Annotated in this window: 27 protein-coding genes; 17 read left to right on the plus strand and 10 right to left on the minus strand. The window is 68.4% G+C overall.

Annotated elements, in window-relative coordinates:
- Positions 1-168: 168 nt before the first annotated feature.
- A complete protein-coding gene (locus ACFU5V_RS14920) occupies positions 169-549 on the minus strand; it encodes a hemophore-related protein (protein WP_072949256.1) in 381 nt (126 codons plus the stop codon).
- A gap of 83 nt (positions 550-632) precedes the next feature.
- Positions 633-1,646, minus strand: a complete 1,014-nt coding sequence (locus ACFU5V_RS14925; protein ID WP_378700185.1) for an Lrp/AsnC family transcriptional regulator — start codon at positions 1,644-1,646, stop codon at positions 633-635.
- Positions 1,647-1,748: 102 nt separating this feature from the next.
- Between ACFU5V_RS14925 and ACFU5V_RS14930 the strand changes: the two genes are divergently transcribed.
- The 9 genes from ACFU5V_RS14930 (at position 1,749) to ACFU5V_RS14970 (ending at position 11,133) form a co-directional block, all read left to right on the plus strand.
- Entirely contained in the window at positions 1,749-3,215 is a 1,467-nt protein-coding gene (locus tag ACFU5V_RS14930; RefSeq protein WP_378700187.1) for an MFS transporter, read from the plus strand.
- Positions 3,216-3,247: 32 nt separating this feature from the next.
- Complete coding sequence (locus ACFU5V_RS14935; RefSeq protein WP_378700189.1) at positions 3,248-4,684, plus strand: amidohydrolase; 1,437 nt, start codon at positions 3,248-3,250, stop codon at positions 4,682-4,684.
- Between the two features lie 34 nt (positions 4,685-4,718).
- Positions 4,719-5,960 carry an amidohydrolase gene (locus tag ACFU5V_RS14940; protein ID WP_378700191.1) on the plus strand — a complete coding sequence of 414 codons (1,242 nt, stop codon included), beginning with the start codon at positions 4,719-4,721 and terminating at the stop codon, positions 5,958-5,960.
- On the plus strand, positions 5,957-7,192 hold the full coding sequence (locus ACFU5V_RS14945; RefSeq protein WP_378700192.1) for an L-serine ammonia-lyase: 1,236 nt from the start codon (positions 5,957-5,959) through the stop codon (positions 7,190-7,192). The genes ACFU5V_RS14940 and ACFU5V_RS14945 overlap by 4 nt, the downstream gene beginning before the upstream one ends.
- A gap of 60 nt (positions 7,193-7,252) precedes the next feature.
- Positions 7,253-7,648 carry a low affinity iron permease family protein gene (locus ACFU5V_RS14950; RefSeq protein WP_378700194.1) on the plus strand — a complete coding sequence of 132 codons (396 nt, stop codon included), beginning with the start codon at positions 7,253-7,255 and terminating at the stop codon, positions 7,646-7,648.
- Between the two features lie 81 nt (positions 7,649-7,729).
- Positions 7,730-9,283, plus strand: coding sequence for a succinic semialdehyde dehydrogenase (locus tag ACFU5V_RS14955; RefSeq protein ID WP_378700196.1), 1,554 nt, complete (start codon positions 7,730-7,732; stop codon positions 9,281-9,283).
- A 2-nt stretch (positions 9,284-9,285) separates the two neighbouring features.
- A complete protein-coding gene (locus ACFU5V_RS14960; protein WP_378700711.1) occupies positions 9,286-9,729 on the plus strand; it encodes an SRPBCC family protein in 444 nt (147 codons plus the stop codon).
- A 102-nt stretch (positions 9,730-9,831) separates the two neighbouring features.
- Entirely contained in the window at positions 9,832-10,779 is a 948-nt protein-coding gene (locus ACFU5V_RS14965) for an alpha/beta hydrolase (protein ID WP_378700198.1), read from the plus strand.
- Positions 10,780-10,863: 84 nt separating this feature from the next.
- Positions 10,864-11,133, plus strand: coding sequence for a hypothetical protein (locus ACFU5V_RS14970; protein WP_378700200.1), 270 nt, complete (start codon positions 10,864-10,866; stop codon positions 11,131-11,133).
- A gap of 18 nt (positions 11,134-11,151) precedes the next feature.
- Here the strand turns inward: ACFU5V_RS14970 and ACFU5V_RS14975 are convergent, their stop codons facing one another.
- Together ACFU5V_RS14975 and ACFU5V_RS14980 are read right to left on the minus strand one after the other, a co-directional pair.
- The gene (locus tag ACFU5V_RS14975; protein ID WP_378700202.1) at positions 11,152-11,547 is read right to left on the minus strand and encodes a helix-turn-helix domain-containing protein; all 396 of its coding nucleotides are present in this window, start codon (positions 11,545-11,547) and stop codon (positions 11,152-11,154) included.
- Positions 11,548-11,556: 9 nt separating this feature from the next.
- Positions 11,557-12,054: a MaoC family dehydratase gene (locus ACFU5V_RS14980; RefSeq protein WP_378435884.1), complete on the minus strand. Its 498-nt coding sequence runs from the start codon at positions 12,052-12,054 to the stop codon at positions 11,557-11,559.
- Positions 12,055-12,414: 360 nt separating this feature from the next.
- Here ACFU5V_RS14980 and ACFU5V_RS14985 point away from each other — a divergent pair, with 360 nt between their 5' ends.
- Positions 12,415-14,112 carry a PHA/PHB synthase family protein gene (locus ACFU5V_RS14985; protein WP_378700204.1) on the plus strand — a complete coding sequence of 566 codons (1,698 nt, stop codon included), beginning with the start codon at positions 12,415-12,417 and terminating at the stop codon, positions 14,110-14,112.
- 86 nt (positions 14,113-14,198) lie between these two features.
- Here ACFU5V_RS14985 and ACFU5V_RS14990 read toward each other — a convergent pair whose 3' ends face one another.
- The 3 genes from ACFU5V_RS14990 to ACFU5V_RS15000 are packed head-to-tail and all read right to left on the minus strand — an operon-like array spanning position 14,199 to position 17,551.
- Positions 14,199-15,773: a long-chain-fatty-acid--CoA ligase gene (locus tag ACFU5V_RS14990; RefSeq protein ID WP_378700206.1), complete on the minus strand. Its 1,575-nt coding sequence runs from the start codon at positions 15,771-15,773 to the stop codon at positions 14,199-14,201.
- Between the two features lie 11 nt (positions 15,774-15,784).
- The gene (locus ACFU5V_RS14995; protein ID WP_378700208.1) at positions 15,785-16,567 is read right to left on the minus strand and encodes an enoyl-CoA hydratase; all 783 of its coding nucleotides are present in this window, start codon (positions 16,565-16,567) and stop codon (positions 15,785-15,787) included.
- Positions 16,568-16,579: 12 nt separating this feature from the next.
- Complete coding sequence (locus ACFU5V_RS15000; protein WP_378700210.1) at positions 16,580-17,551, minus strand: NADPH:quinone oxidoreductase family protein; 972 nt, start codon at positions 17,549-17,551, stop codon at positions 16,580-16,582.
- Positions 17,552-17,699: 148 nt separating this feature from the next.
- Here ACFU5V_RS15000 and ACFU5V_RS15005 point away from each other — a divergent pair, with 148 nt between their 5' ends.
- The 6 genes from ACFU5V_RS15005 (at position 17,700) to ACFU5V_RS15030 (ending at position 23,405) form a co-directional block, all read left to right on the plus strand.
- Positions 17,700-18,500, plus strand: a complete 801-nt coding sequence (locus tag ACFU5V_RS15005) for a crotonase/enoyl-CoA hydratase family protein (protein WP_378700212.1) — start codon at positions 17,700-17,702, stop codon at positions 18,498-18,500.
- Positions 18,501-18,582: 82 nt separating this feature from the next.
- A complete protein-coding gene (locus tag ACFU5V_RS15010) occupies positions 18,583-19,776 on the plus strand; it encodes a thiolase family protein (RefSeq protein ID WP_378700213.1) in 1,194 nt (397 codons plus the stop codon).
- A 38-nt stretch (positions 19,777-19,814) separates the two neighbouring features.
- Positions 19,815-20,576 (plus strand): 3-hydroxyacyl-CoA dehydrogenase, encoded by a 762-nt coding sequence (locus ACFU5V_RS15015; RefSeq protein ID WP_378700215.1) that lies wholly within the window; start codon positions 19,815-19,817, stop codon positions 20,574-20,576.
- 10 nt (positions 20,577-20,586) lie between these two features.
- Positions 20,587-21,228 carry a TetR/AcrR family transcriptional regulator gene (locus tag ACFU5V_RS15020; RefSeq protein WP_378700217.1) on the plus strand — a complete coding sequence of 214 codons (642 nt, stop codon included), beginning with the start codon at positions 20,587-20,589 and terminating at the stop codon, positions 21,226-21,228.
- Between the two features lie 25 nt (positions 21,229-21,253).
- Positions 21,254-22,243: an NAD(P)H-dependent flavin oxidoreductase gene (locus ACFU5V_RS15025; protein ID WP_378700219.1), complete on the plus strand. Its 990-nt coding sequence runs from the start codon at positions 21,254-21,256 to the stop codon at positions 22,241-22,243.
- 10 nt (positions 22,244-22,253) lie between these two features.
- Positions 22,254-23,405 carry an acyl-CoA dehydrogenase family protein gene (locus ACFU5V_RS15030; RefSeq protein WP_378700221.1) on the plus strand — a complete coding sequence of 384 codons (1,152 nt, stop codon included), beginning with the start codon at positions 22,254-22,256 and terminating at the stop codon, positions 23,403-23,405.
- A 66-nt stretch (positions 23,406-23,471) separates the two neighbouring features.
- On the opposite strand, the gene ACFU5V_RS15035 is transcribed toward ACFU5V_RS15030, so the two are convergent.
- The 3 genes from ACFU5V_RS15035 to ACFU5V_RS15045 are packed head-to-tail and all read right to left on the minus strand — an operon-like array spanning position 23,472 to position 25,754.
- A complete protein-coding gene (locus ACFU5V_RS15035) occupies positions 23,472-24,449 on the minus strand; it encodes an NAD(P)H-dependent flavin oxidoreductase (protein ID WP_378700223.1) in 978 nt (325 codons plus the stop codon).
- 46 nt (positions 24,450-24,495) lie between these two features.
- The gene (locus ACFU5V_RS15040) at positions 24,496-24,900 is read right to left on the minus strand and encodes a nuclear transport factor 2 family protein (protein ID WP_378700225.1); all 405 of its coding nucleotides are present in this window, start codon (positions 24,898-24,900) and stop codon (positions 24,496-24,498) included.
- On the minus strand, positions 24,897-25,754 hold the full coding sequence (locus ACFU5V_RS15045; RefSeq protein ID WP_378700227.1) for a crotonase/enoyl-CoA hydratase family protein: 858 nt from the start codon (positions 25,752-25,754) through the stop codon (positions 24,897-24,899). Before ACFU5V_RS15045 ends, ACFU5V_RS15040 begins: the two co-directional genes overlap by 4 nt.
- Before the next feature lie 109 nt (positions 25,755-25,863).
- Here ACFU5V_RS15045 and ACFU5V_RS15050 point away from each other — a divergent pair, with 109 nt between their 5' ends.
- Positions 25,864-26,469, plus strand: coding sequence for a TetR/AcrR family transcriptional regulator (locus ACFU5V_RS15050; RefSeq protein WP_378430507.1), 606 nt, complete (start codon positions 25,864-25,866; stop codon positions 26,467-26,469).
- Positions 26,470-26,473: the final 4 nt, after the last annotated feature.

The following is a 26,473-nucleotide window of genomic DNA, read 5'->3' on the forward strand; positions in this document are numbered from 1 at the left end:
ATGGTACTGCACCCGACAGGGTGTGGGAGAGTAGGACACCGCCGAACATCCGTTACCGAAAGCCCCCCAACACTTGTTGGGGGGCTTTCGGCATTTCACAACACTTTTGGCCGACGGCAAAGCGAAAACCGTTGCGGCACGATCTCTGTCGACCGTGACTGGCGTCCCTCAGTAGTTGCCGCAGGTCTCGGCGATCGTCAGTGCCTTCGCGCGCCACTCGACAGCCGGTCCCTCGGTTGGAACGGTCTCCAGCCGGCTCTTCAGCTGCGGGTGCGAATCGAGGACGGCCTGACGATCGGCAGGGGACTTCGAGAAGAAGTCCGCCAGTTGAGCCTTGCGCTCGGGTGCCTGATCCAGGCGCGCGGCGAGCTGCGGGGTGACGTCGTGCATCGCCGCATCGATCTGGGCGAAGCTGCAGGTGCTGTTCACGAGGCGGGCGGAGTCGGTGTCGGCCGGATCCGCGGAGGCGATCCCCGGTACCAGCGCGGCGGCGGCGAGGGTGCCGGCCGCTGCGATGCCGAGGTGCAGACGTGCTCGTGAAACGTTCATGACGAGTCCTCCAGTGTCGGTGGGTATGCCGGGGACACGTTAGGGGTACGAGTTGTGATTCCTCTGAGAATCGTGGCCCGTGCTCACGTCGGGGCGGGCGAAATCATCGACACCACCGGACCCGTCGCGCGGCCGCGGTCGTCCAGGATGTGCCCGAGGTGTTTGCCGATCTGCATGACCACCGAGCGGTCCGCCACCCTCGACCCGGGCAGCAGCTTCTCCAGGAGCAGTTCGAACCGGTGAACGTCGTTGAGGGTGCGCAACCAGACGGCCATGATCAGGTTGTATTCGCTGGCCACGAGCACCGCCAACCGCACTTCCTCGATCTTGCCCAGCGAGGTCCTCAGTCGCTCGACGAGGGGCGCGGGAACCTGCATGAAGTACCAGGCGTAGATCGGCCATTCCGAGTAGCTCCGGGCGATGTCGGTGCGCAGTCGGAGGGAGCCGTCCCGCCGCATCGTCGCGATCGCGTCGGTGATGCGCTGGTTGCTGACGCCTGCGCGTTCCGCGATCGCCGTGGTCGGTGCGCGGCCGTCGATTCCCAGTTCGTGACGGATCAGGCGCTTGAGGCCGGGTGCGACCGTCCGCGCTGCGCGGGGACGCGGCGGACGGGCCGCGGGAACCATGGCGACCTGCTCCGCCGTCAGCGTCCGGAGCCGCCAGTTCCCGGCCTCGAAGAGCACCTCCGTGATGAGGTGCGTCCGGGCTCGCCGGATCGCCGGATACTCCCCCAGGCGGTGGAGCAGGAATCGTGACGTGTCCACCGAATCCTCTGCCATCAGGGTGAGCAGCAGGTCGCGTCCGCCCGCCGTGAAATCGATGCTCGCGACCATCGGATCTTCGGAGATGGCCTCCGCGGTGGAGACGGATTGTCCGGGTGCGCATTCGATTTCGATCAGTGCGCCGCGCCCGGGCGTCCCGGGGTCGTATCCGGTGATCCAGATCAGGCCGGCGTTGAGGAGCCGTTGGTATCGCCTCGACAACGTGGCGGGGTCGACGGCCAGTGAGGGCGCGAGCGCCTTCCACGATGCCCGCGGCTCGATTTGCAGTGCATGGATGAGTGCGAAGTCGACGTCATCTGGCTCGTAATCCTGCATAGTTTGCCCTTCGATGCCGAGAATGCTGCAAATTTACACGACGGAATTCACGCGGCGGCACTCTTCGATGAGTCACTTTCCACTCGTCCTCTTGGAGTCGACATGAGTTCTTCGCCCCACATCCGGGGAGGCGACGCTGCCACCGCAGCGGTCGGGTTCCTCGTGGTCATGGAGTTCGCGAGCGGGTTGCTGCAGGGGTGGTTCTCCCCGCTGCTGCCCGCCATCGGCGAACGCTTCGACGCGTCGTCCGCCGCATTGAACTGGGTGAGCGCCATGTACCTGCTGGGAACGGCCGCCTGTGTGCCGCTGATCGCCAAACTGGGGGACCTCTTCGGGCACAAACGCCTTCTCGTTCTCGCCACCAGTTCCGTCGCGTTCGGTTCGTATCTCGTCGCGTTCGCGCCGTCCTACGAGCTGCTGCTCGTCGGCCGGGCGCTGCAGGCACCGCTCGCGGCGTTCCTGCCGCTCGAATTCGCGATCGTGCGGGACCGCAACGCGGCCACGGCCGGCCGGAGCATCGGCCGGCTCGTCGGGTCACTGACGCTGGGTGCCGCCGTCGGCGGCCTGCTCTCGGGATTCCTCCTCGACTCCGTCGTCGACAATGTCGGGCTGGTCCTGCTCGTCCCCGCCGTGCTCATGACGATCTGCCTGCCCGTCGTCTACTTCCTCGTCCCGGAGACGACGGTACGGAAGGACGGAACAGTCGACTGGGCCGGTGCGGTCCTGCTCACGGTCGGACTGCTCGGCGTGCTCGGCGGTGTGTCCAACGCGAGCACGTGGGGTTGGACGAGCGCGCTGACGTGGTCGGCCATCGGCGTCGGGGCCGCGGTTCTCGTCGTGTGGGTGTTCGTGGAACGACGCGTCCAGCACCCCCTCGTGGACCTCGACGTCATCGGACGGGGGATGCGGGTACCGATGCTGATGGCGTTGCTGTTCGGCGCGCAGTTGTTCGGTGTCCAGACCCCCTGCGCCCTCTTCCTGCGTGCCGTGCCGGAGACGAACGGCTACGGGATGGGTGTCACCGCGTCGGTGACCGGCCTGATCCTGGCGCTGTTCGCGCTCGCGATGTTCGTCGGCGCGTCCGTCAGCGACCGGCTCGCCCGATCCGCCCTCACCGTCCCCGGATCCCTCGCACTGGGTGCGCTGCTCTCGGCGGCGGCCTACGGACTGATGATCGTCGTCCCGGGGAGCGCCCCACTGTTCGCCCTGTGGCTCGTCGTCGCGGGTCTCGGCGGCGGAGTGGTGGTCGGGGTGCTGCCCACCGTCATCGTGCAGCAGGCGCCGCCGGATTCGGTCGGCATCGCGTCCGGCCTCTACAACACGTCCCGCACCGCGGCGGGCAGCGTGTCCGGCGCGGTCTTCGCGCTCGTGATGTCGTCGATGGTCACCCCGGCACTCACCGCCGGCGGCAAGCAGATCCCCTCCGCGAGCGCCTATCACGTGGTCTGGGCAGTCTGCGCGGCACTGTGCGTCGTCACGGCCGTCCTGGCGCGCAAACTCCGGTCTCCCGCGACGACCACCGAGAACGACAAGCCCACGCTCGCCGACGGCGAGCAAGTACACGCCTGACAACCCGTGACACCGAACGAAAGGACATCGAAGTGTCTGTCGATCCACAACTCCTCCGCACCATCGACGAGCTCGGCCCGCAGTACGCCGCGTTGAGCGACGCCATCTGGGACAACCCCGAATTACGTTGGGAGGAGCACGCGTCCGTCGATGCGCAGATCGCTGCTGCCGAGGCGGAGGGCTTCACCGTCACCCGGTCGGTAGCGGGAATCCCGACCGCATTCAGCGCGGAAGCGGGAAGCGGACAACCGGTGATCGCGATCGTCGGTGAGTACGACGCCCTCGCCGGTCTGAGTCAGAAGTCGGGAAGTGCTGTGCCGGAGCCGGAACCCGGCAACGAGTCCGGCAACGGGCAGGGCTGCGGCCACCACCTGCTCGGCGGCGGTTCACTCCTCGCCGCGACTGCCGTCAAACGCTACCTCGACGCGAACGGCCTGCCCGGAACCGTCCGCTACTACGGCTGTCCCGCGGAGGAAGCCGCCGCCGGAAAGACGTTCATGGTCAAGGACGGTGCCTTCGACGACGTCGATGCCGCCGTGTCCTGGCATCCCGGCGACACCACCACAGTGCAACGGATCCGGACCCTCGCCTACGTCCAGGCGTACGTCCGGTTCACCGGCATCGCCGCGCACGCCGGAGTGTCCCCCGAACGTGGCCGCAGCGCACTCGACGCACTCGAACTGATGAACGTGGGCACGAACTTCCTCCGTGAGCACATGCCCTCGGACTGCCGGATCCACTACGCGATCCTCGACACCGGAGGCCGCTCGCCGAACGTCGTGCAGGCGTCCGCCGAGGCCTACTACCTGGTGCGCTCGCCCGACGTGGCCGGCATGCGCGAGCTGTTCGCCCGCGTGACGAAGATCGCCGAAGGCGCCGCCCTGATGACGGAGACGACGGTCGAGATCGAGATCGACGGCGGCTGCTCGGACATCCTGCCCAACGTCGTCCTCGAGGATTCGATGCAGGAGCGGCTCCGCGAGCTCGGGCCGGTGCCCTTCGACGACACCGATCTCGCGTCCGCGGAGGCGTTCGTGACCAAGACGGCGTCGGGACGCACGGCGAGCACGCTCGGCGGTGAATTCGACGGCGACGGAAGCGCCCTGCACACCGGGATCGTCACGTTCGACGCGCGCTCGCCGCGGCCCACGATGACCGGCTCCAGCGACCTCGGCGACGTCAGCTGGGTGACGCCGCTCGTGCAGTGCGCCACCGCGTGCGTCGGTGTCGGCACGGCCGCCCACTCGTGGCAGATGGTCGCCCAGGGCAAGCTGCCCGCCGCGCACAAGGGGATGATCCACGCCGCCAAGATCATGGCCTCGACCGCCGTGGACCTGCTGACGGACGCCGAACTGCTGGCGTCGGCGCGCAAGGAATTCAGCACCCGCACGACGGAAACTCCCTACGACTCGCCGCTTCCCGACGGGATCGTCGCGCCGCCTCTGCGCGACGTCGCTGTCGCGCAGTGACCGTCGTTCACTCCTACCAGGAAGGCACCCGCCCATGACTCTCGCCACCTCTGCCGGCGACACCACCGACGCGCGCACAGGAGCGCTGAAGGACGCTGCGGCGCAGATTATCCGGAACAACGAGCAGACCCTGCTCGAGCTCAGCCATCGCATTCACGAGACGCCCGAGATCGCGTTCGAGGAGCACCAGGCGGCCGCGCTCGTCGGCGACGCGCTCCGGAACGCCGGCTTCGACACCACCGTCGGCGTCTACGGACTCGACACGGCCGTCGAGGCGACCTACGGAAGCGGCGACCTCACCGTCGCGATCTGCGCCGAGTACGACGCACTGCCCGAGGTCGGGCACGCGTGCGGGCACAACATGATCGCGGCCGCCGGGGTCGGCACCGCACTCGCGCTCGCGGCTGTCGCCGATGAGGCCGGACTCCGGATCAAGCTGCTGGGCACGCCCGCCGAGGAGCACGGCGGCGGCAAGATTCCCATGCTCGAAGCCGGCGCGTGGGAGGACGCGGCGCTGTCGCTGATGGTCCACGGCACGTCGGGCACGGACATGCCCTGTGCCTCACTGTGGATGCAGGCGGTCGACCGGTTCGAGGTCACGTTCACCGGCCGCGCCGCACACGCCGCCGGCGCACCGGAGCACGGGATCAACGCCGGAGCCGCCGCGACGATCGCGCTGAACGCCATCGGGCTGGTCCGCCAGCAGTTCCGGGCGAAGACCCGCGTCAACGCGTTCGTCTCGCACGGCGGCGACGTCACCAACATCATTCCGGCCCGGACGGTCGTGCAGGTGGAGGTGCGGGCACCGGAGATCGACGAGTGGCGCGAGGTGAAGGAGCGGGTGCTCGCCTGCTTCGAGGCGGGTGCGATCGCGACCGGATGCGAGTGGGCGTACGAGGCGACGGAACCGCCGTACGCGCCGATGCTGAACAACCCGGTGCTGGCGGACCTCTGGGACCGGAACGTGCAGGCCACCGGCCGCGAACTGACGTCCGCGGAGCTCGGCGGCGGGTCCAGCGACATGGGCAACGTGTCGCAGGTCGTGCCGTCGATCCACCCCGGGATCGCCGTCCTCGGGAGCACCGCGATCCCGCACAACGCCGACTTCGCCGACGCCGCGGCGACTCCCGCCGCCGACACGGCGATCATCGACGGTGCCACGGCGCTGGCATGGACGGTCCTCGACGCCGCACTGGACGCCGGGGTTCGCGGCGAGCTGCTCCGGCTGCAGGCGGAACGCCCGGTGGGATTCACCCGGACCGCGAACTGGGCATGAGCGCGTACGTCTCCCTGACCGAACTCTTCTCCCTCGGCATCGGACCCAGCAGCTCCCACACCGTCGGCCCGATGCGGGCGGCGGCGGACTTCGCCGGGGCTCGGCCGGAGACGTGCGATCCCGACGACGTCCGGGGCGCGTGGCGAAGGCTCGGCGACGGCGCCCCCGTGGCCCTCGGCGGGACGCGTCCGGTGTTCGTGCGCGAACGGGACGTGGTGTTCGCGCCGCTCACCCGGATGCCGGTGCACACCAACGCATTGCGGCTGCGAGCCGTCGACGGCGCCGGATCCGTCGTCGCCGACCGGGTGTACTACTCGGTCGGCGGCGGGTTCGTCGTTCCGGAGAATGCGCGACCGCCCGCAGTCGACGACCGGCCCGCCGTGCCGTTCCCGTTCACGACCGCCGGTGAGCTGCTCGAGATCTGCGCCGAGACCGGGAACAGCATCGCCGAGGTCGCGGACGCGAACGAGGCAGAACTGATCGGAGCCGACCGGGTGCCGGAAGCGGTCGACCGCATCTGGTCGGCGATGGTGTCGTGCATCGAGTCCGGCGTCGCCACCGAGGGCAGGCTGCCCGGTGGACTGGACGTGGTGCGCCGGGCACCGGGTCTGTACCGGCGACTGGTGTCCACCGGCGCGTCCCACGATGCGATCGACTGGCTGCAGACGTACGCGATGGCCGTCAACGAGGAGAACGCCGCCGGTGGCCGCGTCGTCACGGCGCCGACGAACGGGGCCGCGGGGATCGTCCCCGCCGTCGGGCGATACTACGAGCAGTTCCTCGCCGACGACGCCGCGGACATGCGGACGTTCCTGCTCACCGCCACGGCGATCGGATCGCTGGTGAAGGCCAACGCGTCCATCTCGGGCGCGGAGGCCGGCTGCCAGGGTGAGGTCGGATCGGCGTGCGCGATGGCGGCCGGGGCGTTGTGCGCGGTGCTCGGCGGAACGCCGGCGCAGGTCGAGTACGCCGCCGAGATCGCGATGGAACACCACCTCGGCCTCACCTGCGACCCGGTCGGAGGTCTCGTGCAGATCCCTTGCATCGAGCGGAACGGGATCGCGGCGGTGACCGCGCTGAGCGCGGCCCGGATGGCGCTTGGCAGCGACGGCAGCCACGTCGTCTCCCTCGACACGGTCATCGAAACAATGCGGCAGACCGGCCTCGACATGTCCGACAAGTACAAGGAGACGTCCACGGGCGGTCTCGCGCTCAACGTCGTGATGTGCTGAAATGCGCATATCGGCCGAATCGGGCATATCGGGAGTGGTGTCTGAGCCTAGACTCCGAAGATGGAACGCAGTGCGAAGGCTGCACGCGAGCAGCGCACGGATCAACGGTCGACGTTCGACAAGTTCGTCGAGCAGATCGAACTCCGGGTCAGCCAGGCGCCGTTCTTCGGGATCTGCGCCGGGGTCGTGGTCCTGTGGGTGGTCAGCATTCCGCTGTGGAAGGACCTCCACGAGTGGCAGATCGCCATCCACACCGTCGGCGCCGTATTCACGCTGCTGCTGGTGGTGCTGCTGGAGAACGCGAGCAGACGATCGTCGGAGGCGCTGCAGGAGAAACTCAACGTCATCGCCGAGGCCCTCGCCGCCCTGCTCGATTCCTCCGCCCAGGACGATCCCGAACTGAAGAAGGCGGAGGAAAAGCTGCGGGAGGCGGTCGGGCTCGAGGAGCGGCACTGATCCGTCCACCCCTGTGACACGGCCCACCGAACAGGTAAGTTATGTGTAACCGCGAAAACTACTAACCAGTAGGGGTACGAAATGCCTGTTCCGACCGCCGCCACGTTCGCGCGGCTCGCCGACCTCATCGCCATCCCGGACGCCGCGGATCGCCCGACGCGGTCCGTCGTCGAGGCGTTCACGGGCAAGGAACTGGCCACCGTCCCCGTCGGCACGGCCCGGGACGCCGAGGACGCGATCGCGCGGGCCCGGGTGGCGCAGAAGCAATGGGCGGCCCGCCCGGTCACCGAACGCGCCGCGATCTTCCACCGCTACCGCGACCTGGTGCTCGAAAACCGCGACGCCCTGATGGACATGGCGCAGGCCGAGACCGGCAAGTCCCGTGCCGCCGCGCAGGAGGAGGTCCTCGACATCTCGATGACCGCCCGCCACTACGCACGCGTCGCCCCCAAGCTGCTGCGTCCCCGCCGCATCTCCGGCATGCTGCCCGGCCTCACCAAGACGGTGGTGCGCTACCAGCCGAAGGGCGTCGTCGGCGTCATCTCGCCGTGGAACTACCCGATGACCCTCGCGGTGTCGGACGCCGTCGCCGCGCTCCTCGCCGGCAACGCCGTCGTCCTCAAGCCCGACAGCCAGACCCCGTACTGCGCCCTGGCCTGCGTCGACCTGCTGTACCAGGCCGGGCTGCCCCGCGACCTGTTCGCCGTCGTCCCCGGACCGGGCTCGGTGGTCGGCACCGCCCTCGTCGAGAACACCGAATACCTGATGTTCACCGGGTCCTCGGCGACGGGTCAGCTCCTCGCCGAGCAGGCCGGTCGCCGCCTCATCGGCTTCTCCGCCGAACTCGGCGGCAAGAACCCGATGATCGTCACCGCAGGCGCGAACCTCCGTGAGGTCACCGACGCCGCCGTCCGCGCCTGCTACTCCAACTCCGGACAGCTGTGTATCTCGATCGAGCGGATCTACGTCGAGGAATCCATCGCACCCGAATTCACCCGGATGTTCGGCGAACGCGTCCGCAACATGAAGCTCGGCGCCGGCTACGACTTCGGCATCGAAATGGGCAGCCTCGTGTCCGAGGACCAGGTGAAGGCCGTGTCCAGCCACGTCGACGACGCCGTCGTCAAGGGCGCCACCGTGGTGGCGGGCGGCAAGGCGCGCCCCGACCTCGGACCCCTGTTCTACGAGCCGACGGTCCTGACCGGTGTCCCGGAAGACGCCGAGTGCTACCGCGACGAGACGTTCGGTCCGCTGGTCTCGATCTACCCCGTCGCCGACGTCGACGAGGCGATCGAACGCGCCAACGACACCGAGTACGGCCTGAACGCGAGCGTGTGGGCGGGAACCAAGGCGGAGGGCGAGGCCATCGCCGCACGGATCCACGCCGGAACCGTCAACGTCGACGAGGGCTACGCGCCGGCGTGGGGCAGCACCGGAGCACCGATGGGCGGGATGGGGGTGTCCGGCGTCGGGCGCCGCCACGGCGAGGACGGGCTCCTCAAGTACACCGAGCCGCAGACCATCGCCACCACCCGCGTCCTCAACCTCGGTGGCCCGCGGGGACTGTCGCCGAAGGTGTGGGCCAAGATCATGCCGCCCTTCGTGAAGGCGCTGCAGTGGATTCCGGGCCGCTAGCCGTGGACAGCGCGAAAATCCTGATCGACGTTCCGCCCACCCGCGTGTGGGATGTGGTGACCGACGTCGAGGGCATGGGCCGGTTCAGTCCCGAGAACACCGGGGCGCGCTGGACGTCGGGCGCCCCGGCGACGGTGGGGTCGCGGTTCGTCGGCGCCAACCGGCACGGGCCGGTGCGCTGGAAGACGCACTGCACCGTCGTGGATGTCGTTCCAGACCAGAGGTTCTCGTTCGAGGCGGACGAACCGAAGGCCCGCTGGACGTACCACCTCGAACCCTCCGGCTCCGGCACACTCGTCACCGAGACCCGGGAGATCTACGCGACGCCCGTATGGTGGGTGCGACTGGTGCAGAAATCGAAGGTGCTGGGCAGCAACCGCGACCGGCTGATGCAGGACGGGATGCGGCAGACCCTCGAGCGCATGAAAGTCGCCCTCGAGAGCTGATCTTCCACCCTGGGGTGCGGATTCGTCACCCTAGGGTGCCTGTCGCAGGTCTCCGAAGGGCCCGAGACTGGACGGTGTCCACACCTCTCGGAGGCGCCTCCCATGAATCCTCGGCCGACACCCGTCGAAGCTGGTCGGTCGTGCCCTGACGTCCGCCGCGAGGACGTCTCGTTCACCTCGCGGGGGCAGCGCTGCGCCGCCTGGCTGTACCGCCGCCGGACCGAAACACCCACGCCGGCACCGTGTGTGGTGCTCGCGCACGGCTGGAGCGGGGTGCGCGAGCAGCGACTCGACGCCTTCGCGTCGCGGTTCGCGGCCGCGGGAATCGCGGCACTGGTGTTCGACTACCGCCACTTCGGTGCCAGCGAGGGCGAACCCCGGCAACTGCTCGACATCGACAGCCAGCTCGACGACTGGGGCAGCGCCGTCGCGTACGCGTGCACCCGCCCGGACATCGACCCCGGCCGGGTCGCGCTCTGGGGGACGTCCCTGTCCGGCGGACTCGTCCTGACCACGGCAGCGCGGGACCGTCGCGTGGCCGCGGTCGTGTCGCAGGTTCCGTACGTCGACGGACTGACCAACCTCCCGCGACTCGGACCGGCCGGGCTCGGCCGCATGGCGGTCGCCTACCTGCGCGACCGGTACGCCCAACTGCGACACCGGCCGCCGCACATGTTCCCCGTCGTCGGACCGCCGGGCTCGTTCGCGGCCATGACGTCACCCGACGCGGAGGCGGGGTACCGCGCGATGGATCCGCCCGGTTCGACGTGGCGCAACGAGACCCCGGGCCGGGTGGCGTTGCAGGCGGCGCTGTACCGGCCGACGAGGACCGTCGCGAAGATCGCCTGCCCCGTCTTCTTCGCCATCGCAGACAACGACGTCGTCACGTTCACCCGCAGTGCGCAGAAGGCCGCGGCCAGGACCCCCGACGCCGAGGTGCACGTGTACCCGGGCGGGCACTTCGACCCGTACTTCGGCGCACTGTTCGAGCGGGTGGTCGCGGACGAGACCGAGTTCCTCGTCCGCCACCTCCTGCCGCCGGTGGGCTAGCCGACGGGCGGTCCGTCACCGACCCTGGTCCGTTAGCAATCACTGTGCTATTTTGCTAACGAAACGGCCGTGAAGGAGACCGCTATGACCACCCCCACCCCGAATCCCAAGTCCGCCAACGCGAAGACGGAGACCTCGTCCGTTGGCTCGCAGTTCGTCGATGCCGCGAAGAAGGCGGGCAACCTGTCACTCGACGTATACGAGAAGGCCCTCGACAGCAGCCTCGACTTCCATACCACCCTCGGCGACGCCACCAGCGTCGAGTGGATCGGCACCGTCACCGGTGCTCAGGCCACGCTGGTGCGGAAGGTGAGCGACGCGGCGACCTCGGCGGCCCGTGAACTGCTGAAGTAAGCCGCATGCGGGGGCCGGTCAGTCGTCGACGTTCGAGTCGTCGACTGTAGCCGGCCTTCCCCGTTTGCGCTTGCTGCGGGTGACCTCACGGAACGCCTCGTACATTTCCGTGAGGGCCTTGCGCTGTGCGTTCGTCAGGTCGGGGTCTCCGTCGATCGCGGTGACGACCCCGGACACGGCTCGAGGTTCGTTCCGGAGCTGCCCGAGCAGCATGTCGGTCGACATTTGCAGATGCTCGGCGATCGCGTCGAGGACGCGTTCGCTCGGCTCCCGGAGATTGCGCTCGATCTGGGAGAGATAGGGATTGGAGATGCCGACCATCGCGGCGAACTGTCGCATCGGGAGCTCGGCCAGCTCCCGCTGTCGCCGGATCAGTTCCCCCAGGGTGCGATAGCGTGCTTCCTCGTCGACCACTCCATCAGGTTAACCGGTGAGGAATCGGAGCAGGATCTCCGCGACGCAGACCGGACGGCTGCCGCCCGTCACGTCGAAGGTGAGCGCGATGGTGGCCTGATATCCGCCGGTGCACGGTTCGACCGCCACGAGGTCGGCGACGGCGCTGAGCGTCGAATCGACCGGAACGGGTGCCGGAAACCGCACCTTGTTCAGCCCGTAGTTGACGACCTGGTCGCAGTCGGAAACCTCGAAGATCTCCCACAGCAGGGGAACCGCGAGCGAGAGCGTGAGGTATCCGTGCGCGATCGTGGTGCCGAACGGTCCGGTCCGGGCACGATCGCGGTCGACGTGAATCCACTGGCGATCGTCGGTGGCCTCGGCGAACGTGTCGATGCGTTCCTGCGTGACCACGAACTTCCCGGACGAGCCCAGTCGGGTACCGACCAACGTCGGCAGTTCCGCCATCGTGACACTGCGTGCCGGTGTGTGGGTGGTGACACCTGTCGTCGAATTGGATGCGTTCATGGTTCCCCGTCGATGATGGGCGAAATTCTTCCGTCGTCGCCCTTGGAGATCGCACAATAACGCACACTGTCCCGGTCGGGGAAGTGCTTCACGCGCATTGATCCCGCACCCCTTTTCGGGCTCCACGGTGTTTCAGGCAAGTGGCCCGTGGCGCGAAAAAAGTTACCGCTGAGTGAATGTCGATCAGAAATGTATCTCGTGTTTCGATTTTCGACACGGGCGCCCGCGCTGTCGAAAATGATCTTGCTCGAAATATTTATTACGCGCGAGTAACCATTCTTGATGTTTATGCTCCGATCAACACAAGGGCGAATCCCCGCGACGGGGGTGTCTGGTCCAGGTGCTGACAGAGGAGAATCGTTGACCAAGACTGCGGAGACGAAGATGGCACTCGTGACACCCGATGCCACCCCCGGCGCGGAGGGTCGCGCCGACGGGTTCGGCGCGCGGGACGCGATGAGCGCATTGACGGGCGCCGTCGGGCAGGGCCGGGTGGTCCTGCGCGAGTCCCTCCGCCTCGGGCGCGAACTGACGAAGATCGCGGTGGGCCGCTCGGATGTGGCGTCGGCCGAGGGCGATCGGCGGTTCACCGACCAGGCGTGGACGAGCAATCCGTTCTACCGCCGCGTGCAGCAAACCTATCTCGCGTCCGTCGACGCGATCGACGGCGTCGTCGAGGAGTGGGGCCGACGGGTCGACCACCGCCACGCGCAGGAAGCGGCGTTCGCGTCGACCATCCTCACCAGTGCGCTCGCACCGACGAACTACTTGCTCACCAACCCGGCCGCCGTGAAGGAGGCCTTCGACACCGGCGGCATGAGCCTGGTGCGCGGCGCCCGCAACTACGTGTCCGACCTGCGCCGCAACGGCGGCATGCCGCAGATGGTCGATCCCGACGCGTTCACCGTCGGTGTCGATCTCGCCCTGACGCCGGGCGCCGTCGTCGCTCGCGACGAGGTCGCCGAGGTTCTGCAGTACACGCCGACCACCGAGACCGTGTACGAGCGACCGGTGCTCGTGGTGCCGCCGCCGATCGGCCGCTTCTACTTCCTCGATCTGCGTCCCGGCCGCAGTTTCGTCGAGCACGCAGTCTCTCGCGGACTGCAGACGTTCATGCTGGCGTGGCGTAATCCGACAGCGGAACAGGGTGATTGGGACCTCGACACGTATGCGCAACGCGTGTCTGACGCGATCGACGAGGTCCGGGAGATCACCGGCAGCGACGACATCAACGTGATCGGGTTCTGCGCCGGGGGTCTCATCACCACGGCCCTGCTCAATCACCTCGCCGCGATCGGGGACACCCGTGTGCACAGCATGTCGTATGCCGTGACGATGCTCGACTTCGCGGACCCGGCGGGGCTCGCGGCGTTCTCGGGACCGGGTCTGCTGAAGATGGTCAAGGGCCGGTCCCGGCGCAACGGCATCATCTCGGCCCGCGACATGGGCAGCGCCTTCACCTGGATGCGCCCGAACGATCTGGTCTTCAACTACCTGGTCAACAACTACCTCATGGGGCGGACGCCACCGGCCTTCGACATCCTCGCCTGGAACGCCGACGGCACCAACCTACCCGGGGCATTGCACGTCCAGTTCCTCGACATCTTCGAGGACAACACCCTCGCGACGCCGGGAGCGATGACCGTGCTGGGAACGCCCGTCGACCTCGGCAGGATCACCGTGCCCACCTTCGTGTCCGGCGCGATTGCCGACCACCTCACGGACTGGAAGAACTGCTACCGCACCACCCAGTTGCTGTCGGGTGACAGCAAGTTCGTGCTCAGCTTCTCCGGGCACATCGCCAGCCTCGTCAACCCGCCCGGCAACCCGAAGTCGCACTACTGGGAAGGCGGCGAGCCGGGACCCGATCCGCAGGAGTGGCTCGACGCGGCGACGAAGAAGGTCGGGAGTTGGTGGGAACCGTGGGCCGACTGGGTCTCGGAGCGCGCCGGCGAGCGAACCGCGGCGAGCACACGCCTGGGCAGCGACGAGCACACCGTCCTGGGCGACGCACCCGGTCTCTACGTGCGCGACCTGCTTCCCTCACCGACCGCGTAGGAACACGCCTGTCCGCCCCGAGTGTCGGAATCGTCCGCCGGCACTCGGGGGCGGGTGCCGGTGTCGAGTACCCTGCCGCCGGCGGGTTAGCTGTTCAGTGCACCGAACTGTTCGCGCAGAACGCCTTTGACGACCTTGCCGCTGGCATTACGAGGAAGTTGGGGGAGGATCTCGACGAACTTGGGCCGCTTGTACCGGGCGACCCGGCCGTCGAGCCAGTCCGCGAGGGCGTCGACCCCCGGGGCGGCCCCGGCGCGCGGGACCACGACCGCGACGGGAACCTCGCCCCACCGCTCGTCGGCCCGCCCGATCACCGCGACGTCGACGATGTCCGGGTGCGCGGCGAGGGCATTCTCGACCTCGGCGCAGTAGATGTTCTCCCCGCCCGAGATGATCATGTCCTTCTTGCGGTCCACCACATACACGAATCCGTCGGAATCCACCCGGACGAGATCGCCGGAGTGGAACCAGCCGCCGTCGAACGCGTCCGCGGTGGCCTCCGGGTTGCGCCAGTATCCCTCCATGAGTCCCGGTCCGCGGTAGACGATCTCACCGATCTCACCCTGCGGCACGTCGTTCATCGCCTCGTCGACCACGCGCATCGCGACCGTGTCGATCGGCTTCCCGACCGACCCGATCTTGCGCACGGCGTCCTTGCCGTCGAGCATGCACGTCACCGGCGACATCTCGGTCTGCCCGAAGAAGGCGACGATCGCGGCGTCGGGGAACGCGGCGTTCAGACGGTCGAGGAGTGTCGGGGTGGCAGGCGCGGCGCCCCATCCCAGCACCCGCAGGGCCAGATTCCGGCCGTCGGGACCGGCGTCGTCGAGGATGGCCTGCCACTGGGTGGGCACCATGAACACACTGGTCACCCGTTCGCGTTCGAGCGAGTCGAGCACCTCGGCCGCGTCGAACGCACCGGTCGGATGAATCACGACGGTCGCGCCGATCAGCAGGAACGGCCCGACGCTGCCGAGGGCGGCGATATGGAACAGCGGCGACGAGACCAGGTTGACCTCGGACTCGGTATCGAACAGTCGCCACCCCCGGATGAGGGTCAGCGCCTGCGCCTGCAGATTCAGATGCGACAGCACCGCGCCCTTCGGGCGCCCGGTGGTGCCGGACGTGTACATGATGGCGGCAGGCGAGTCCTCCGGCACGTCCGCGATCGGGACGTCGGGATCGGCGGCGCGCAACTGCTTCTCGAGTGGGACGTCGTCGGCGGCGTCGCCGACCACGAGCACCGGCACGGCGTCGTCGACCTCGGCAGTGAGATCGACGAGTGAATCCTCGACGACCACGACGGCGGCGTCGCTGTCGGCGACGATGAACGTCACCTCGCCGGGACTCAGCCGGAAATTGACGGGGACGGCGATCGCGCCCAGGCGCGTCGCGGCGAGCATCACCTCGAGGAACTCGGGGCGGTTGGTGAGCAGCAGCACGACGCGGTCGCCGCGAGCGACACCGCGGGCGGCGAGTACCGCCGCGGTCCGCGCGCTGCGGTCGTCGAGTTCACGCCACGTGGTCGAGGAGCCGCGGAACCGGAGAGCCACCGCATCGGGTTTCGCGAAAGCATGCCGGGCAACATGATTGGCCCAGTGCGCCCGCCGCGAGGCGGACGGCTGCGCGTGCGACGCTGTCACGGGGACGTCCGCTGTCATGGTGACGTTCCTCAGGCCCGGCCGAACACGGCGGGACGCTTTTCCCGGAACGCCGCGACACCCTCGTGGAAATCGGCGGCGGCGAGAAGGTCGATCTGGCCCGAACGCTCGCGGGCGAACGCGTTGTCGAGTTCGACGAGCGTCGCGTCGTTGACGGCGTCCTTGGTGAAGTGGAAGGCCTCCGACGGTCCGTCGGCGAGACGTCGCGCGAGGGCGTCGACGGTCGCGGCGAACTCGTCGTCGGGGTGCACGTCGGCGATCAACCCGGCAGCGAGAGCCTCACGCGCGGGCAGTCGTTCGGCGAGGAGGGCCATCTTCAGTGCGCGGGCACGGCCGATCGACGCGGCGACCAGAGCGGTGGCGCCGCCGTCCGGCATCAGGCCGACCTTCGTGAACGCGAGCAGGAGATAGCTCGACTCGGTGGCGATCGTGAGGTCGCAGGCGAGGGCGAGCGAGACCCCGACACCCGCCGCGGGACCGTTGACCGCACCGATCACGGGCCGCGGGAACGCGCGAATCGCGGCCGCCGCGCGGTTCGCGGCGTCGATCGTCGCGGACGACGGCGGTCCGGAGAGGTCGAGGCCGCCCAGATCGGCACCCGTGCAGAAGGCGCGACCGGCGCCGGTGAGGATCGCGACCCGCACCTCCGCATCACCCGCGTGCTTGTCGAAGGCGTCGGCGACGGCGTCGAGGGTCTCGGTGGTGACGGCGTTCATGCGGGACGGGCGGTCGAGGGTGACGCGGAGGACGCCGTTGTCGACGGTCGTGTGCACGCCGGGAATGTCGGAGCTCATGAGGATCCTTAGTCAGGAAGGGCGGACGGAGAGTGCGATCTTGCCGGTGGCGGAACGGGTTTCGAGTGTCCGGAGTGCGTCGCCGGCGTGTTCGAACGAGTAGACGGTGGGTTCGGTGATCCGGAGCGCACCGGATTCGAGGAGCGGGCTCAGGGCCGCCCACTGCCGGCCCGTGTAACCGGGATGGGTGCGCACGTACTCGCCCCACCCCGCGCCGAGAACCGAGATGTTACGCAGCAGAAGCCGATTGACCTTGACGGTGGGGATCTCGCCGCCGGTGAAACCGAGGACCACGAGCCGCCCGTTGGGTGCGAGGCTGCGCAGACTGTCGGTGAAACGGTCGCCGCCCACCGGGTCGAGGATGATGTCGACGCCGCGGCCGTCGGTGAGGTCGCGGACCCGGTCCTTCCACCCGTCCACGAGGACGACGTGATCGGCGCGGTTGGCCTTCGCGATCCCGGCCTTCTCCTCCGTGCTGACCACGGCGATCGTCTCGAGTCCCAGCGCGGCCGCGACCTGAAGCGCGGCCACCCCGACGCCGCCGGCGGCGCCGTGCACCAGCACGTTCTCGCCTGCGCGGTAGCGGGCACGCTCGTCGAGGGCGAAGTGCACGGTGAGGTAGTTCAGCAGGAATCCGGCGCCCGCCTCGAGCGACACCGAGTCGGGGAGCGGGAACACCGAGCCGGGTTCCACCGCGACGGTCTGCTGCCACGCACCGTCCGTCGCGAGGACGGCCACCCGCTGTCCTGCCCGGATGCCGCTGTCCGCGGGGGCGCTGCGGACGACGCCCGCGCCCTCGAGTCCCAGCACGAAGGGCATCTCGCGGACGATCTGATAGCTGCCGGTGGTCTGCAGCAGGTCGGGAAAGGACACGCCCGCGGCGTGCAGATCGACGACGACACGTCCGGTTCCGTCGGGTTCGTCGATCTCGGCGAGCTGTACTCCGGCGGGGCCGGAAGCGCTGGTCAGTTGCTGGGCATACACGTGGTGATCTCCTCCGTCGGTCCCTGACTATCCATACCAGACGCTACTGAACGGGCGCTAGATAAAGTCGGCCATTGACCGTGCGCTCGGCAGCGTGGTACTAACTTTAACGAGCGATCAGTAATCAGGCCGAGTCGGAGGATGAGACGTGCCAGAACAGACCGAGACGGTGGAGGCAGCCGCACTGTGGGAGCGGCGCGGAGGCATCGGCATCATCACGCTGAACCGCCCCAAAGCGCTTAATGCGGTGAACGGCGCGCTGTCGACCGCCGTGGGCACTCTGCTCGAGCAGGCCGAGAACGACCCCGACGTACGGGTGGTCGTGGTGACCGGGTCCGGTCGCGCGTTCTGCGCCGGCGCCGACCTCAAGGCCCTCTCCACGGGTGGGAACATCGCTGCGGAGGGGCACCCCGAATGGGGCTTCGCCGGATACGCGCAACACTGGATCAGCAAGCCGACCATCGCCGCGGTCAACGGCTTCGCCCTCGGCGGCGGCACCGAACTGGTGCTGGCCAGTGACCTCGCGGTCGTCGACGAGGAAGCGAAACTCGGGCTTCCCGAGGTCAAGCGCGGACTGTTCGCCGCCGCGGGCGGGGTGATCCGCCTGCAGCAGCAGATCCCCAAGAAGTTCGCGCTGGAGATCGCGCTGACCGGCGAACCGATCACCGCGGCGCAGGGCAAAGAACTGGGCCTCGTCAACCGGGTCGCGCCGGCGGGCACCGCCCTCGACGTCGCGCTCGAGCTCGCCGAGCAGATCGCCGCCAACGCACCGCTGTCGGTGCGCGAATCGAAGGCCATGATCCACCGCACCGCCACCGAACCCGACTGGGAAGACGGTGCATGGGCGGCGAACGACGCCGCTTTGAAGACCGTCTTCTCCAGCGCCGACGCCAAGGAAGGGCCGACGGCATTCGCCGAGAAGCGGCAACCGGTCTGGCAGGGCCGCTGACCCGTGAGTACTTCTTAACCGCGGGCGGTTAACAAGTACTCACGGGTGGCGCAGCCGCACACACACTTCGAAAGGGAACATCATGACCAACGCTGTCATCGTGGACGTCGTCCGCCTCGCCTCCGGCAAGGGCAAACCCGGCGGTGCGCTGTCGGGTACGCACCCGGTGGAACTGCTCGCGCACGTGCTGCGCACCATCGTCGACCGGAACGGCATCGACCCCGTGCTGGTCGACGACGTCATCGGCGGCTGTGTCGGCCAGACCGGCGAGCAGGCCCTCAACATCACCCGGACCGCGGTGCTGTCGGCCGGGTTCCCGGATTCGGTTCCGGCGACCACCGTCGACCGCCAGTGCGGCTCGAGCCAGCAGGCGGCGCACTTCGCGGCGCAGGGCGTCATCGCGGGCGCCTACGACATCGTGATCGCCGCGGGTGTCGAGTCGATGTCCCGTGTTCCGATGGGCACGACCACCATCGGGCAGGACGCGTCCGGCCCGGGCATCGCCGCCCGCTACCCGGAAGGCCTTGTCAACCAGGGTATTTCCGCGGAACTGATCGCCGCCAAGTGGAAGTTCGACCGCGACACCCTCGACAGTTTCTCGGCGCAGTCGCATCAGCGGGCCGCCGACGCCGCGTCGAAGGGGTTGTTCGCCAAGGAGATCATCCCGATCGACGTGACCAACGCCGCCGGTGAGACGGTCACGCACACCGTCGACGAGACGGTGCGTGCCACGACCACCGCCGAGGGCCTGTCCGGGCTGAAGTCGTCGTTCTACTCGGAGAAGTACGCGGCCCGGTTCCCCGAGGCGCAGTGGCACATCACGCCGGGCAACTCGTCGCCGCTGACCGACGGTGCGTCCGCCGCGCTGATCATGAGCGAGGAGATGGCGTCGAAGCTGGGGCTGACCCCACGCGCCCGGTTCCACTCGTTCGCCGTCGCCGGTGACGACCCGGTGTTCATGCTCACCGCGCCGATCCCGGCGACGAAGAAGATCCTCGCCAAGTCGGGGCTGAGCATCGACGACATCGACGCCTACGAGGTCAACGAGGCGTTCGCGCCGGTGCCGCTGGCGTGGGCGCACGAGTTCGGGGCCGACCCGGCCAAGCTCAACCCGTGGGGCGGCGCCATCTCGCTCGGGCACGCGCTCGGGTCGTCGGGCACCCGCCTGCTGAGCACCCTCGTCAACAACCTCGAGGCGACCGGCGGACGCTACGGCCTGCAGACCATGTGCGAGGGCGCGGGCATGGCCAACGCCACCATCATCGAACGCATCTGACCCACACTCCCGCAAACCCTGCTTCCGAAAGGTAAGACATGATCGTCAACGACAGCGTCGCACTCGTCACCGGCGGTGCCTCCGGCCTCGGCCTCGCCACCACCAAGGCACTGCTCGCCGACGGCGCCAGCGTCGTCATCATCGACCTGCCCTCCTCCGACGGTGAGACCGTTGCCAAGGAACTCGGCGACCGCGTGCGTTTCGCCGCCGGCGACGTCACCAGCGAGGCCGACGTGTCCGCTGCACTCGACGTCGCGGAGTCGCTCGGACCGCTGCGGGTCGCCGTGAACTGCGCCGGCATCGGCAACGCCGTCAAGACGGTGGGCAAGAACGGTGCGTTCCCGCTGGCCGACTTCACCAAGGTCGTCACCGTCAACCTGATCGGCACGTTCAACGTGATCCGCCTTGCTGCCGAGCGTATCTCGAAGAACGAGCCGATCGACGGCGAGCGCGGTGTCATCATCAACACCGCCTCCGTCGCCGCGTATGAGGGCCAGATCGGTCAGGCCGCGTACTCCGCGTCCAAGGGCGGCGTCGTCGGCATGACCCTGCCGATCGCCCGCGACCTCGCCTCGCTGCTGATCCGCGTCAACACGATCGCTCCCGGCCTGTTCAAGACGCCGCTGCTCGGGTCCCTGCCGGAGGCGGCGCAGCAGTCGCTCGGTGGCCAGGTGCCGCACCCCTCGCGTCTCGGCGACCCGTCGGAGTACGGCGCCCTCGCCGCGCACATCGTGTCGAACCCGATGCTCAACGGTGAGACCATCCGTCTCGACGGCGCCATCCGCATGGCACCGCGCTGATCGGCGACCTGTGACTCTGCGCGAGGACGGGCCCGCCACCGCCGAGACGGCGTACGCCGACTGGCGGACCTTCGAGGCCCTGACGATGACGCCCATCCTCGAGCAGGCACTGGATCTGTTCAACGAGAACGGTTACCACGGCACGACGGTGCGGCAGATCGCCCGTCGTGTCGGGGTGACCGTTCCCGCCCTGTACTACCACCACGAGAGCAAGGAAGCCGTTCTCGTGGCCCTGTTCGAACTGCAGATGCGCGAACTGAACGAACGCGCCGAGGCAGCCGCCCGCGAGGCCGGCGACGACGTGCTGGCGCAATTCGCCAACGTCGTCGAGGCCATCGTCCTGTACATGACGTACCGGGTGCGGCACGTCTCCCTCGACACCGAGTTGCGGCACGTCTCCGCCGACAGCCGCAGTCGCTACGCCGCGACCCGCAAGCGGCTCGAACTGATGATGGTCGACCTCGTCGCCGACGGCGTCGCCCGCGGCGTGTTCCACAGCGGCGACGTCCCCGAGACCGTGCGCGCTCTCCTCGGGATGTTCCAGTCGATTCCGCGGTGGTATCAGCTCGGCGGAGCACTGACTCCCGAGCAGGTCGCCGGCCGCTACGTCGACATCGCTCTCCACACCGTCGGGTATCTCCCCGCCCACTGAACCGTTTCCCCAGAGGAGCCGTGCCATGCTCTCCACCGCATTCACCAAGACCTTCGGCGTCCGCCACCCGATCGTGCAGGGCGGCATGCAGTGGGTCGGTCGCGCCGAACTCGTCGCTGCCGTCGCCAACGCCGGCGCGCTGGGTCTGCTCACCGCGCTGACCCAGCCGACCCCGGAGCACCTCGCCAAGGAGATCGCCCGCACCCGCGAACTCACCGACCAGCCCTTCGGCGTGAACCTGACGATCCTGCCGGCGATCACGCCGCCGCCGTACGAGGAGTACCGGCAGGTCATCATCGAGTCCGGCATCAAGATCGTCGAGACGGCCGGCTCCAACCCCGCGCCGCACCTGCCCGACTTCCACGCCGCGGGCGTGAAGGTACTGCACAAGTGCACCAGCGTGCGGCACGCGATCAAGGCCCAGGACAGCGGTGTCGACGGCATCAGCATCGACGGCTTCGAATGCGCCGGCCACCCCGGCGAGGACGACATCCCCGGGCTCGTGCTCATCGCCGCCGCCGCCGAACAGATCACCATCCCGATGGTCGCGTCGGGCGGATTCGCCGACGGGCGTGGGCTGGTCGCCGCCCTCGCGCTCGGCGCCGACGGCATCAACATGGGCACCCGCTTCATGTGCACCGCCGAATCGCCGATCCACCAGAACATCAAGGAAGCGATCGTCGCCGCCAAGGAGACCGACACCGAGTTGATCTTCCGTCCGCTGCGCAACACCGCCCGCGTCGCGAGCAACACCGTGAGCCGGGAGGTCGTCGAGATCCTCGACCGCGGAGGCAAATTCGAGGACGTTCGGGAGCTCGTCGCCGGCGCCCGCGGGCGCACCGTGTTCGAGAACGGCGACCCCGAGGCGGGCATCTGGACCGCAGGCACCGTCCAGGGCATCATCCACGACATCCCGACCGCCGGTGAACTCGTCGAACGCATCGTCGCCGAGGCGGAGGCGCTGATCGCGGAACGCCTCGCCGGCCTGTCGGCCCCCGTCAGCGCCAGATCGTAGGAGAGAAGTCATGCAGCGCACCATCTTCGAGAAGGATCACGAAGCGTACCGGGAGACGGTGCGCGAGTTCCTCGCCCGCGAGATCGAACCGAACTACGAACAGTGGGAAGCCGACCGGCTGATCGACCGCTCGGCGTGGCTGGCCGCCGGAAAGTCGGGGATCGTCGGTCTCGCCGTGCCGGAGGAGTTCGGCGGCTCCGGTGTCACCGACTTCCGATTCCGGTACGTCGTCGCGGAGGAGATCGCTCGCACCGCGACGACGTCGTTCGGTTCGGGGCTGGCGCTCCAGGACGACATCGCCATTCCGTACATCGCGAATCTCGGCACGCACGAGCAGAAGCAGCGGTGGCTGCCAGGCATGGCCGCGGGCGAACTGATCGGTGCGATCGCGATGACCGAGCCGGGCACCGGAAGCGACCTGCAGGGCATCAAGACCACCGCGGTGCGGGACGGCGACGACTGGGTGATCAACGGTCAGAAGACGTTCATCACCAACGGTATTCACTCCGACGTCGTCATCGTCGTCGCCCGAACCGACCCGAACGCCGGCTCCAAGGGTTTCTCGCTCCTGGTCGTGGAGCGGGGCATGCCCGGCTTCAGCCGGGGCCGCAAACTGCACAAGGTCGGCCTGGCCGGACAGGACACCGCCGAACTCGTGTTCGAGGACGTGCGGGTTCCCGCGGCGAACCTGCTCGGGACCGAAGGTCGCGGCTTCGTCCACCTCATGGAAAATCTGCCCCTCGAACGTATCTCGATCGCCGTCAACGCGATCACCGCAGCGAAGGCCGCCTATCGGTGGACCCGCGACTACGTGTTCGAGCGCAAGGCGTTCGGCAAGCCGATCGGGGATCTGCAGAACACCCGGTTCGCGCTGGCGGAGATGCTCACCGAGATCGAGGTGACCGAATCGCACATCGACCGGTGCGTCCTCGCCCTGAACGCAGGTGAACTCACCGCCGTCGACGCGGCGAAGGGCAAGTGGTGGGCCAGTGAACTGCAGAAGCGTGTCGTCGACCGCTGCGTCCAGTTGCACGGCGGCTACGGCTACATGATGGAGTACCCCATCGGCCGCGCGTACGTCGACAGTCGGATCCAGACGATCTACGGCGGAACCACCGAGATCATGAAGGAAATCATCGGTCGCGACATCGCGGCGGGATAGGCGCGAAGCGCCCGTGCGTGGTTGACGAGTCTCTGGACTCCTTAACCGCGCACGGGCGCGAAGCGCCTATCCCAGGCGGGCCCTCGCGTCGGCGTACTCACGGCCGAGGCGTTCGACGATCTGCGCTGCCGGGACGACGGCGTCGACGGCGCCGATGCCCTGCCCGGCGCCCCAGATATCGCGCCAGGGCTTGGCTTCGGACTTCGCGGCGGTGTCGGCCTCCTCACCGACGCCGAAGTTCATGGCGGACGGGTCGGAAACGGCGAGGTTGTTCGGGTCGAGTCCGGCGGCCTCGATGCTGCCGCGCAGATAGTTGCCGTGCACGCCGGTGAACAGGTTGGAGTAGACGATGTCGGAGGCGGTGGAGTCGACGATCATCTGCTTGTAACCCTGATCGGCGTTGGCCTCTTCGGTGGCGATGAACGCGGAGCCGACGTAGGCGAGGTCGGCGCCGGCGGCCTGCGCGGCGAGGACCGAGCGGCCGTGGGCGATGGAGCCCGACAGCAGGAGCGGTCCGTCGAACCATTCGCGGATCTCCTGGATCAGGGCGAACGGCGACAGCGTTCCCGCGTGTCCGCCGGCGCCGGCGGCGACGGCGATGAGGCCGTCGGCGCCCTTCTCCACGGCCTTCTTGGCGAACTTGTTGTTGATGACGTCGTGGAGGACGATGCCGCCGTAGCTGTGGATGGCGTCGTTGACGTCGGAGCGGGCGCCGAGGGAGGTGATGACGATCGGGACCTCGAATTCGACGATGGTGGCGAGGTCTTCGTCGAGGCGGTCGTTGCTCTTGTGGACGATGAGGTTGACCGCGTACGGCGCGGAGGGTGTTTCGGGGTTGTTGGCGTCGTGTTTGGCGAGTTCCTCGGTGATGCGGGTGAGCCATTCGCGCAGCACGGGCTGCGGGCGGGCGTTGAGGGAGGGGAAGGACCCGACGACGCCGGAGGTGGATTGGGCGATCACCAGGTCGGGACCGGAGACGATGAACATCGGCGAGGCCACCACGGGCAGGCGGAGCCGGTCTTGCAGAATGGGGGGCAGGCTCATGAATTTCTCCTTCGTGCAGTGATGAGTGATGCAGTGGTGCAGGGTTTTACGACTGGGACAGCTGGGCGGCCATCAGCGGGATGAGCGCCTGCAGGCCCTTGACGGGCCGAACCATCACCTTGAACGACGTGATCTGCTCGCGGTCGTTCCAGTGGATCAGGTCGATGCCGTTGACATGGATGCCGTCGAGTTCGGTGGCGAATTCCAGGACCGCGGAACGGTCGCCGTACCACTCCTCGACGTACCGGAAGCCGGTGCCGTCGAAGACGGTCAGGGCGGCGCCGAGGTAGGCCAGGACCTTCGGCTTCCCCTCCTGCGGCGTGAACACCGCGGGGGAGGAGAACACGGCGTCGTCGGCGATCAGGGCGTCGAGAGCGGCGAGGTCGCGGTGTTCGACGACGTGATGCCAGCGGTCGACGACGCCGGGCCGGGCCGGCTGTGCGGCGGTCATCCGCGGAACGCCGGCGTCGGAAGGTCGTCGCCGAACACGTCCGGAAGGTCGTCACGGACGCTGTCGGGGAACACGGCGGGCCGCTTCTCGAGGAACGCGGAAATGCCCTCCCGGGCGTCCGGCCCGATGCCGCGGATGTTGATGCCGCGGGTTTCGACACGGTGCGCGATCATCGGATGCTCGGCGCCGAGCGCCCGCCACATCATCTGGCGGGACAGCGCCACCGACACCGGGGCGGAGTGCTCGGTGAGGCTCCGGGCCAGCGCGTAGGCCTCGCCGAGCAGGGACTCGCGCGGATACAGCTTGTACACGAGGCCGGCGTCGTGGGCTTCCGTCGCGGGGAACACCCGGCCGGAGTACACCCAGTCGAGGGCCGTCTGCAGCGGGACGAGGCGCGGGAGGAACCACGTCGAGCAGGATTCGGGCACGATGCCGCGGCGGTTGAACACGAATCCGATGCGGGCGTCGTCGGCGGCGAGACGGAAGTCGGCGGCGAGGGTCATCGTGATGCCGACGCCCACGGCGGGACCGTTGATCGCGGCGATGATCGGCTTGCGGGATTCGAACATCCGGAGCACCACCCGGCCGCCGCCGTCGCGGCGGGCGTCGGCACCCTCGTCCTCGTCCTGCCAGTGGTCGAACGTGGCGGCACCGGCGGACAGGTCGGCGCCCGCGCAGAACGCTCGTCCGGCTCCGGTGAGCACGATCGCCCGGACCGTGTCGTCCGCGTCGAGCAGGTCATATGCGGCGATCAGCTCGTTCTCCATTGTGGTGGTGAATGCGTTGAGCTGGTCGGGCCGGTTCAGGGTGATCGTCGCGATGCCGTCGGCGACGGCGAGTCCGATGTGATCCATCGCACCAGCATGACATCGCTACCGAACGATCGCTAGAGCAGAATCTGTGACGGGACCCACTACTCTAATGAGGTCGTGTGACGATCGGAGCGGGGACGGAGTACCAGGGATGTGCGCTGCAAAGGTGGCCGCTGCGAGCACGGGAACCGGGCGGCAGGTGATCCTCGATTCCGCGGTCGCCAACATGAACGAACGCGGCTATCACGGCACGTCCATGCGCGACATCGCGCGCGGCGCCGACATCACCGTCGCGTCGATCTACCACCACTTCGCGTCGAAGCAGGAGATCCTGCAGGACATCATGGTGCGCGCACTGCACGACGCCATCGCGATGACCCGCGGCGCGCTGCTGCGTTCGGGCGGCGCCCCCGCCGACCAGTTGCAGGCGCTGATGCGGGCGTGGGTCATGTTCCACACCACCCGGCAGCGGGACGCGATGGTCGGTGCCACCGAGATCCGCAGCCTCGACGACCCGGGCCGCCGCCTCGTCGTGGCCCTCCGCGACGAACAGGAGCACCTGTTCCGCGACGTCATCGAGCGGGGTGTCGAAGAGGGCGACTTCGCGACCGAATACCCGCGGGACGCGGTTCGCGGCATCATCAACATGGGCCAGTCGGTGTGCACGTGGTGGCACGCCGACGGACCCCTGAAACCCGAAGAACTCGCCGAGCGCTACGCGGACCTCGCCCTCGCGATGGTGAAACCGGCCGTCTGATCGC

Origin of the sequence: Rhodococcus sp. NPDC057529 (assembly GCF_042802055.1) — a bacterium.
Lineage (GTDB): Bacteria > Actinomycetota > Actinomycetes > Mycobacteriales > Mycobacteriaceae > Rhodococcus_F.

Coding starts and splice junctions, on each gene's coding strand:
- ACFU5V_RS14920 (WP_072949256.1), bottom strand. CDS start 549: ATGAACGTTTCACGAGCACGTCTGCACCTCGGCATCGCAGCGGCCGGC.
- ACFU5V_RS14925 (WP_378700185.1), bottom strand. CDS start 1,646: ATGCAGGATTACGAGCCAGATGACGTCGACTTCGCACTCATCCATGCA.
- ACFU5V_RS14930 (WP_378700187.1), top strand. CDS start 1,749: ATGAGTTCTTCGCCCCACATCCGGGGAGGCGACGCTGCCACCGCAGCG.
- ACFU5V_RS14940 (WP_378700191.1), top strand. CDS start 4,719: ATGACTCTCGCCACCTCTGCCGGCGACACCACCGACGCGCGCACAGGA.
- ACFU5V_RS14945 (WP_378700192.1), top strand. CDS start 5,957: ATGAGCGCGTACGTCTCCCTGACCGAACTCTTCTCCCTCGGCATCGGA.
- ACFU5V_RS14950 (WP_378700194.1), top strand. CDS start 7,253: ATGGAACGCAGTGCGAAGGCTGCACGCGAGCAGCGCACGGATCAACGG.
- ACFU5V_RS14955 (WP_378700196.1), top strand. CDS start 7,730: ATGCCTGTTCCGACCGCCGCCACGTTCGCGCGGCTCGCCGACCTCATC.
- ACFU5V_RS14965 (WP_378700198.1), top strand. CDS start 9,832: ATGAATCCTCGGCCGACACCCGTCGAAGCTGGTCGGTCGTGCCCTGAC.
- ACFU5V_RS14970 (WP_378700200.1), top strand. CDS start 10,864: ATGACCACCCCCACCCCGAATCCCAAGTCCGCCAACGCGAAGACGGAG.
- ACFU5V_RS14980 (WP_378435884.1), bottom strand. CDS start 12,054: ATGAACGCATCCAATTCGACGACAGGTGTCACCACCCACACACCGGCA.
- ACFU5V_RS14990 (WP_378700206.1), bottom strand. CDS start 15,773: ATGACAGCGGACGTCCCCGTGACAGCGTCGCACGCGCAGCCGTCCGCC.
- ACFU5V_RS14995 (WP_378700208.1), bottom strand. CDS start 16,567: ATGAGCTCCGACATTCCCGGCGTGCACACGACCGTCGACAACGGCGTC.
- ACFU5V_RS15010 (WP_378700213.1), top strand. CDS start 18,583: ATGACCAACGCTGTCATCGTGGACGTCGTCCGCCTCGCCTCCGGCAAG.
- ACFU5V_RS15015 (WP_378700215.1), top strand. CDS start 19,815: ATGATCGTCAACGACAGCGTCGCACTCGTCACCGGCGGTGCCTCCGGC.
- ACFU5V_RS15025 (WP_378700219.1), top strand. CDS start 21,254: ATGCTCTCCACCGCATTCACCAAGACCTTCGGCGTCCGCCACCCGATC.
- ACFU5V_RS15030 (WP_378700221.1), top strand. CDS start 22,254: ATGCAGCGCACCATCTTCGAGAAGGATCACGAAGCGTACCGGGAGACG.
- ACFU5V_RS15035 (WP_378700223.1), bottom strand. CDS start 24,449: ATGAGCCTGCCCCCCATTCTGCAAGACCGGCTCCGCCTGCCCGTGGTG.
- ACFU5V_RS15040 (WP_378700225.1), bottom strand. CDS start 24,900: ATGACCGCCGCACAGCCGGCCCGGCCCGGCGTCGTCGACCGCTGGCAT.
- ACFU5V_RS15045 (WP_378700227.1), bottom strand. CDS start 25,754: ATGGATCACATCGGACTCGCCGTCGCCGACGGCATCGCGACGATCACC.
- ACFU5V_RS15050 (WP_378430507.1), top strand. CDS start 25,864: ATGTGCGCTGCAAAGGTGGCCGCTGCGAGCACGGGAACCGGGCGGCAG.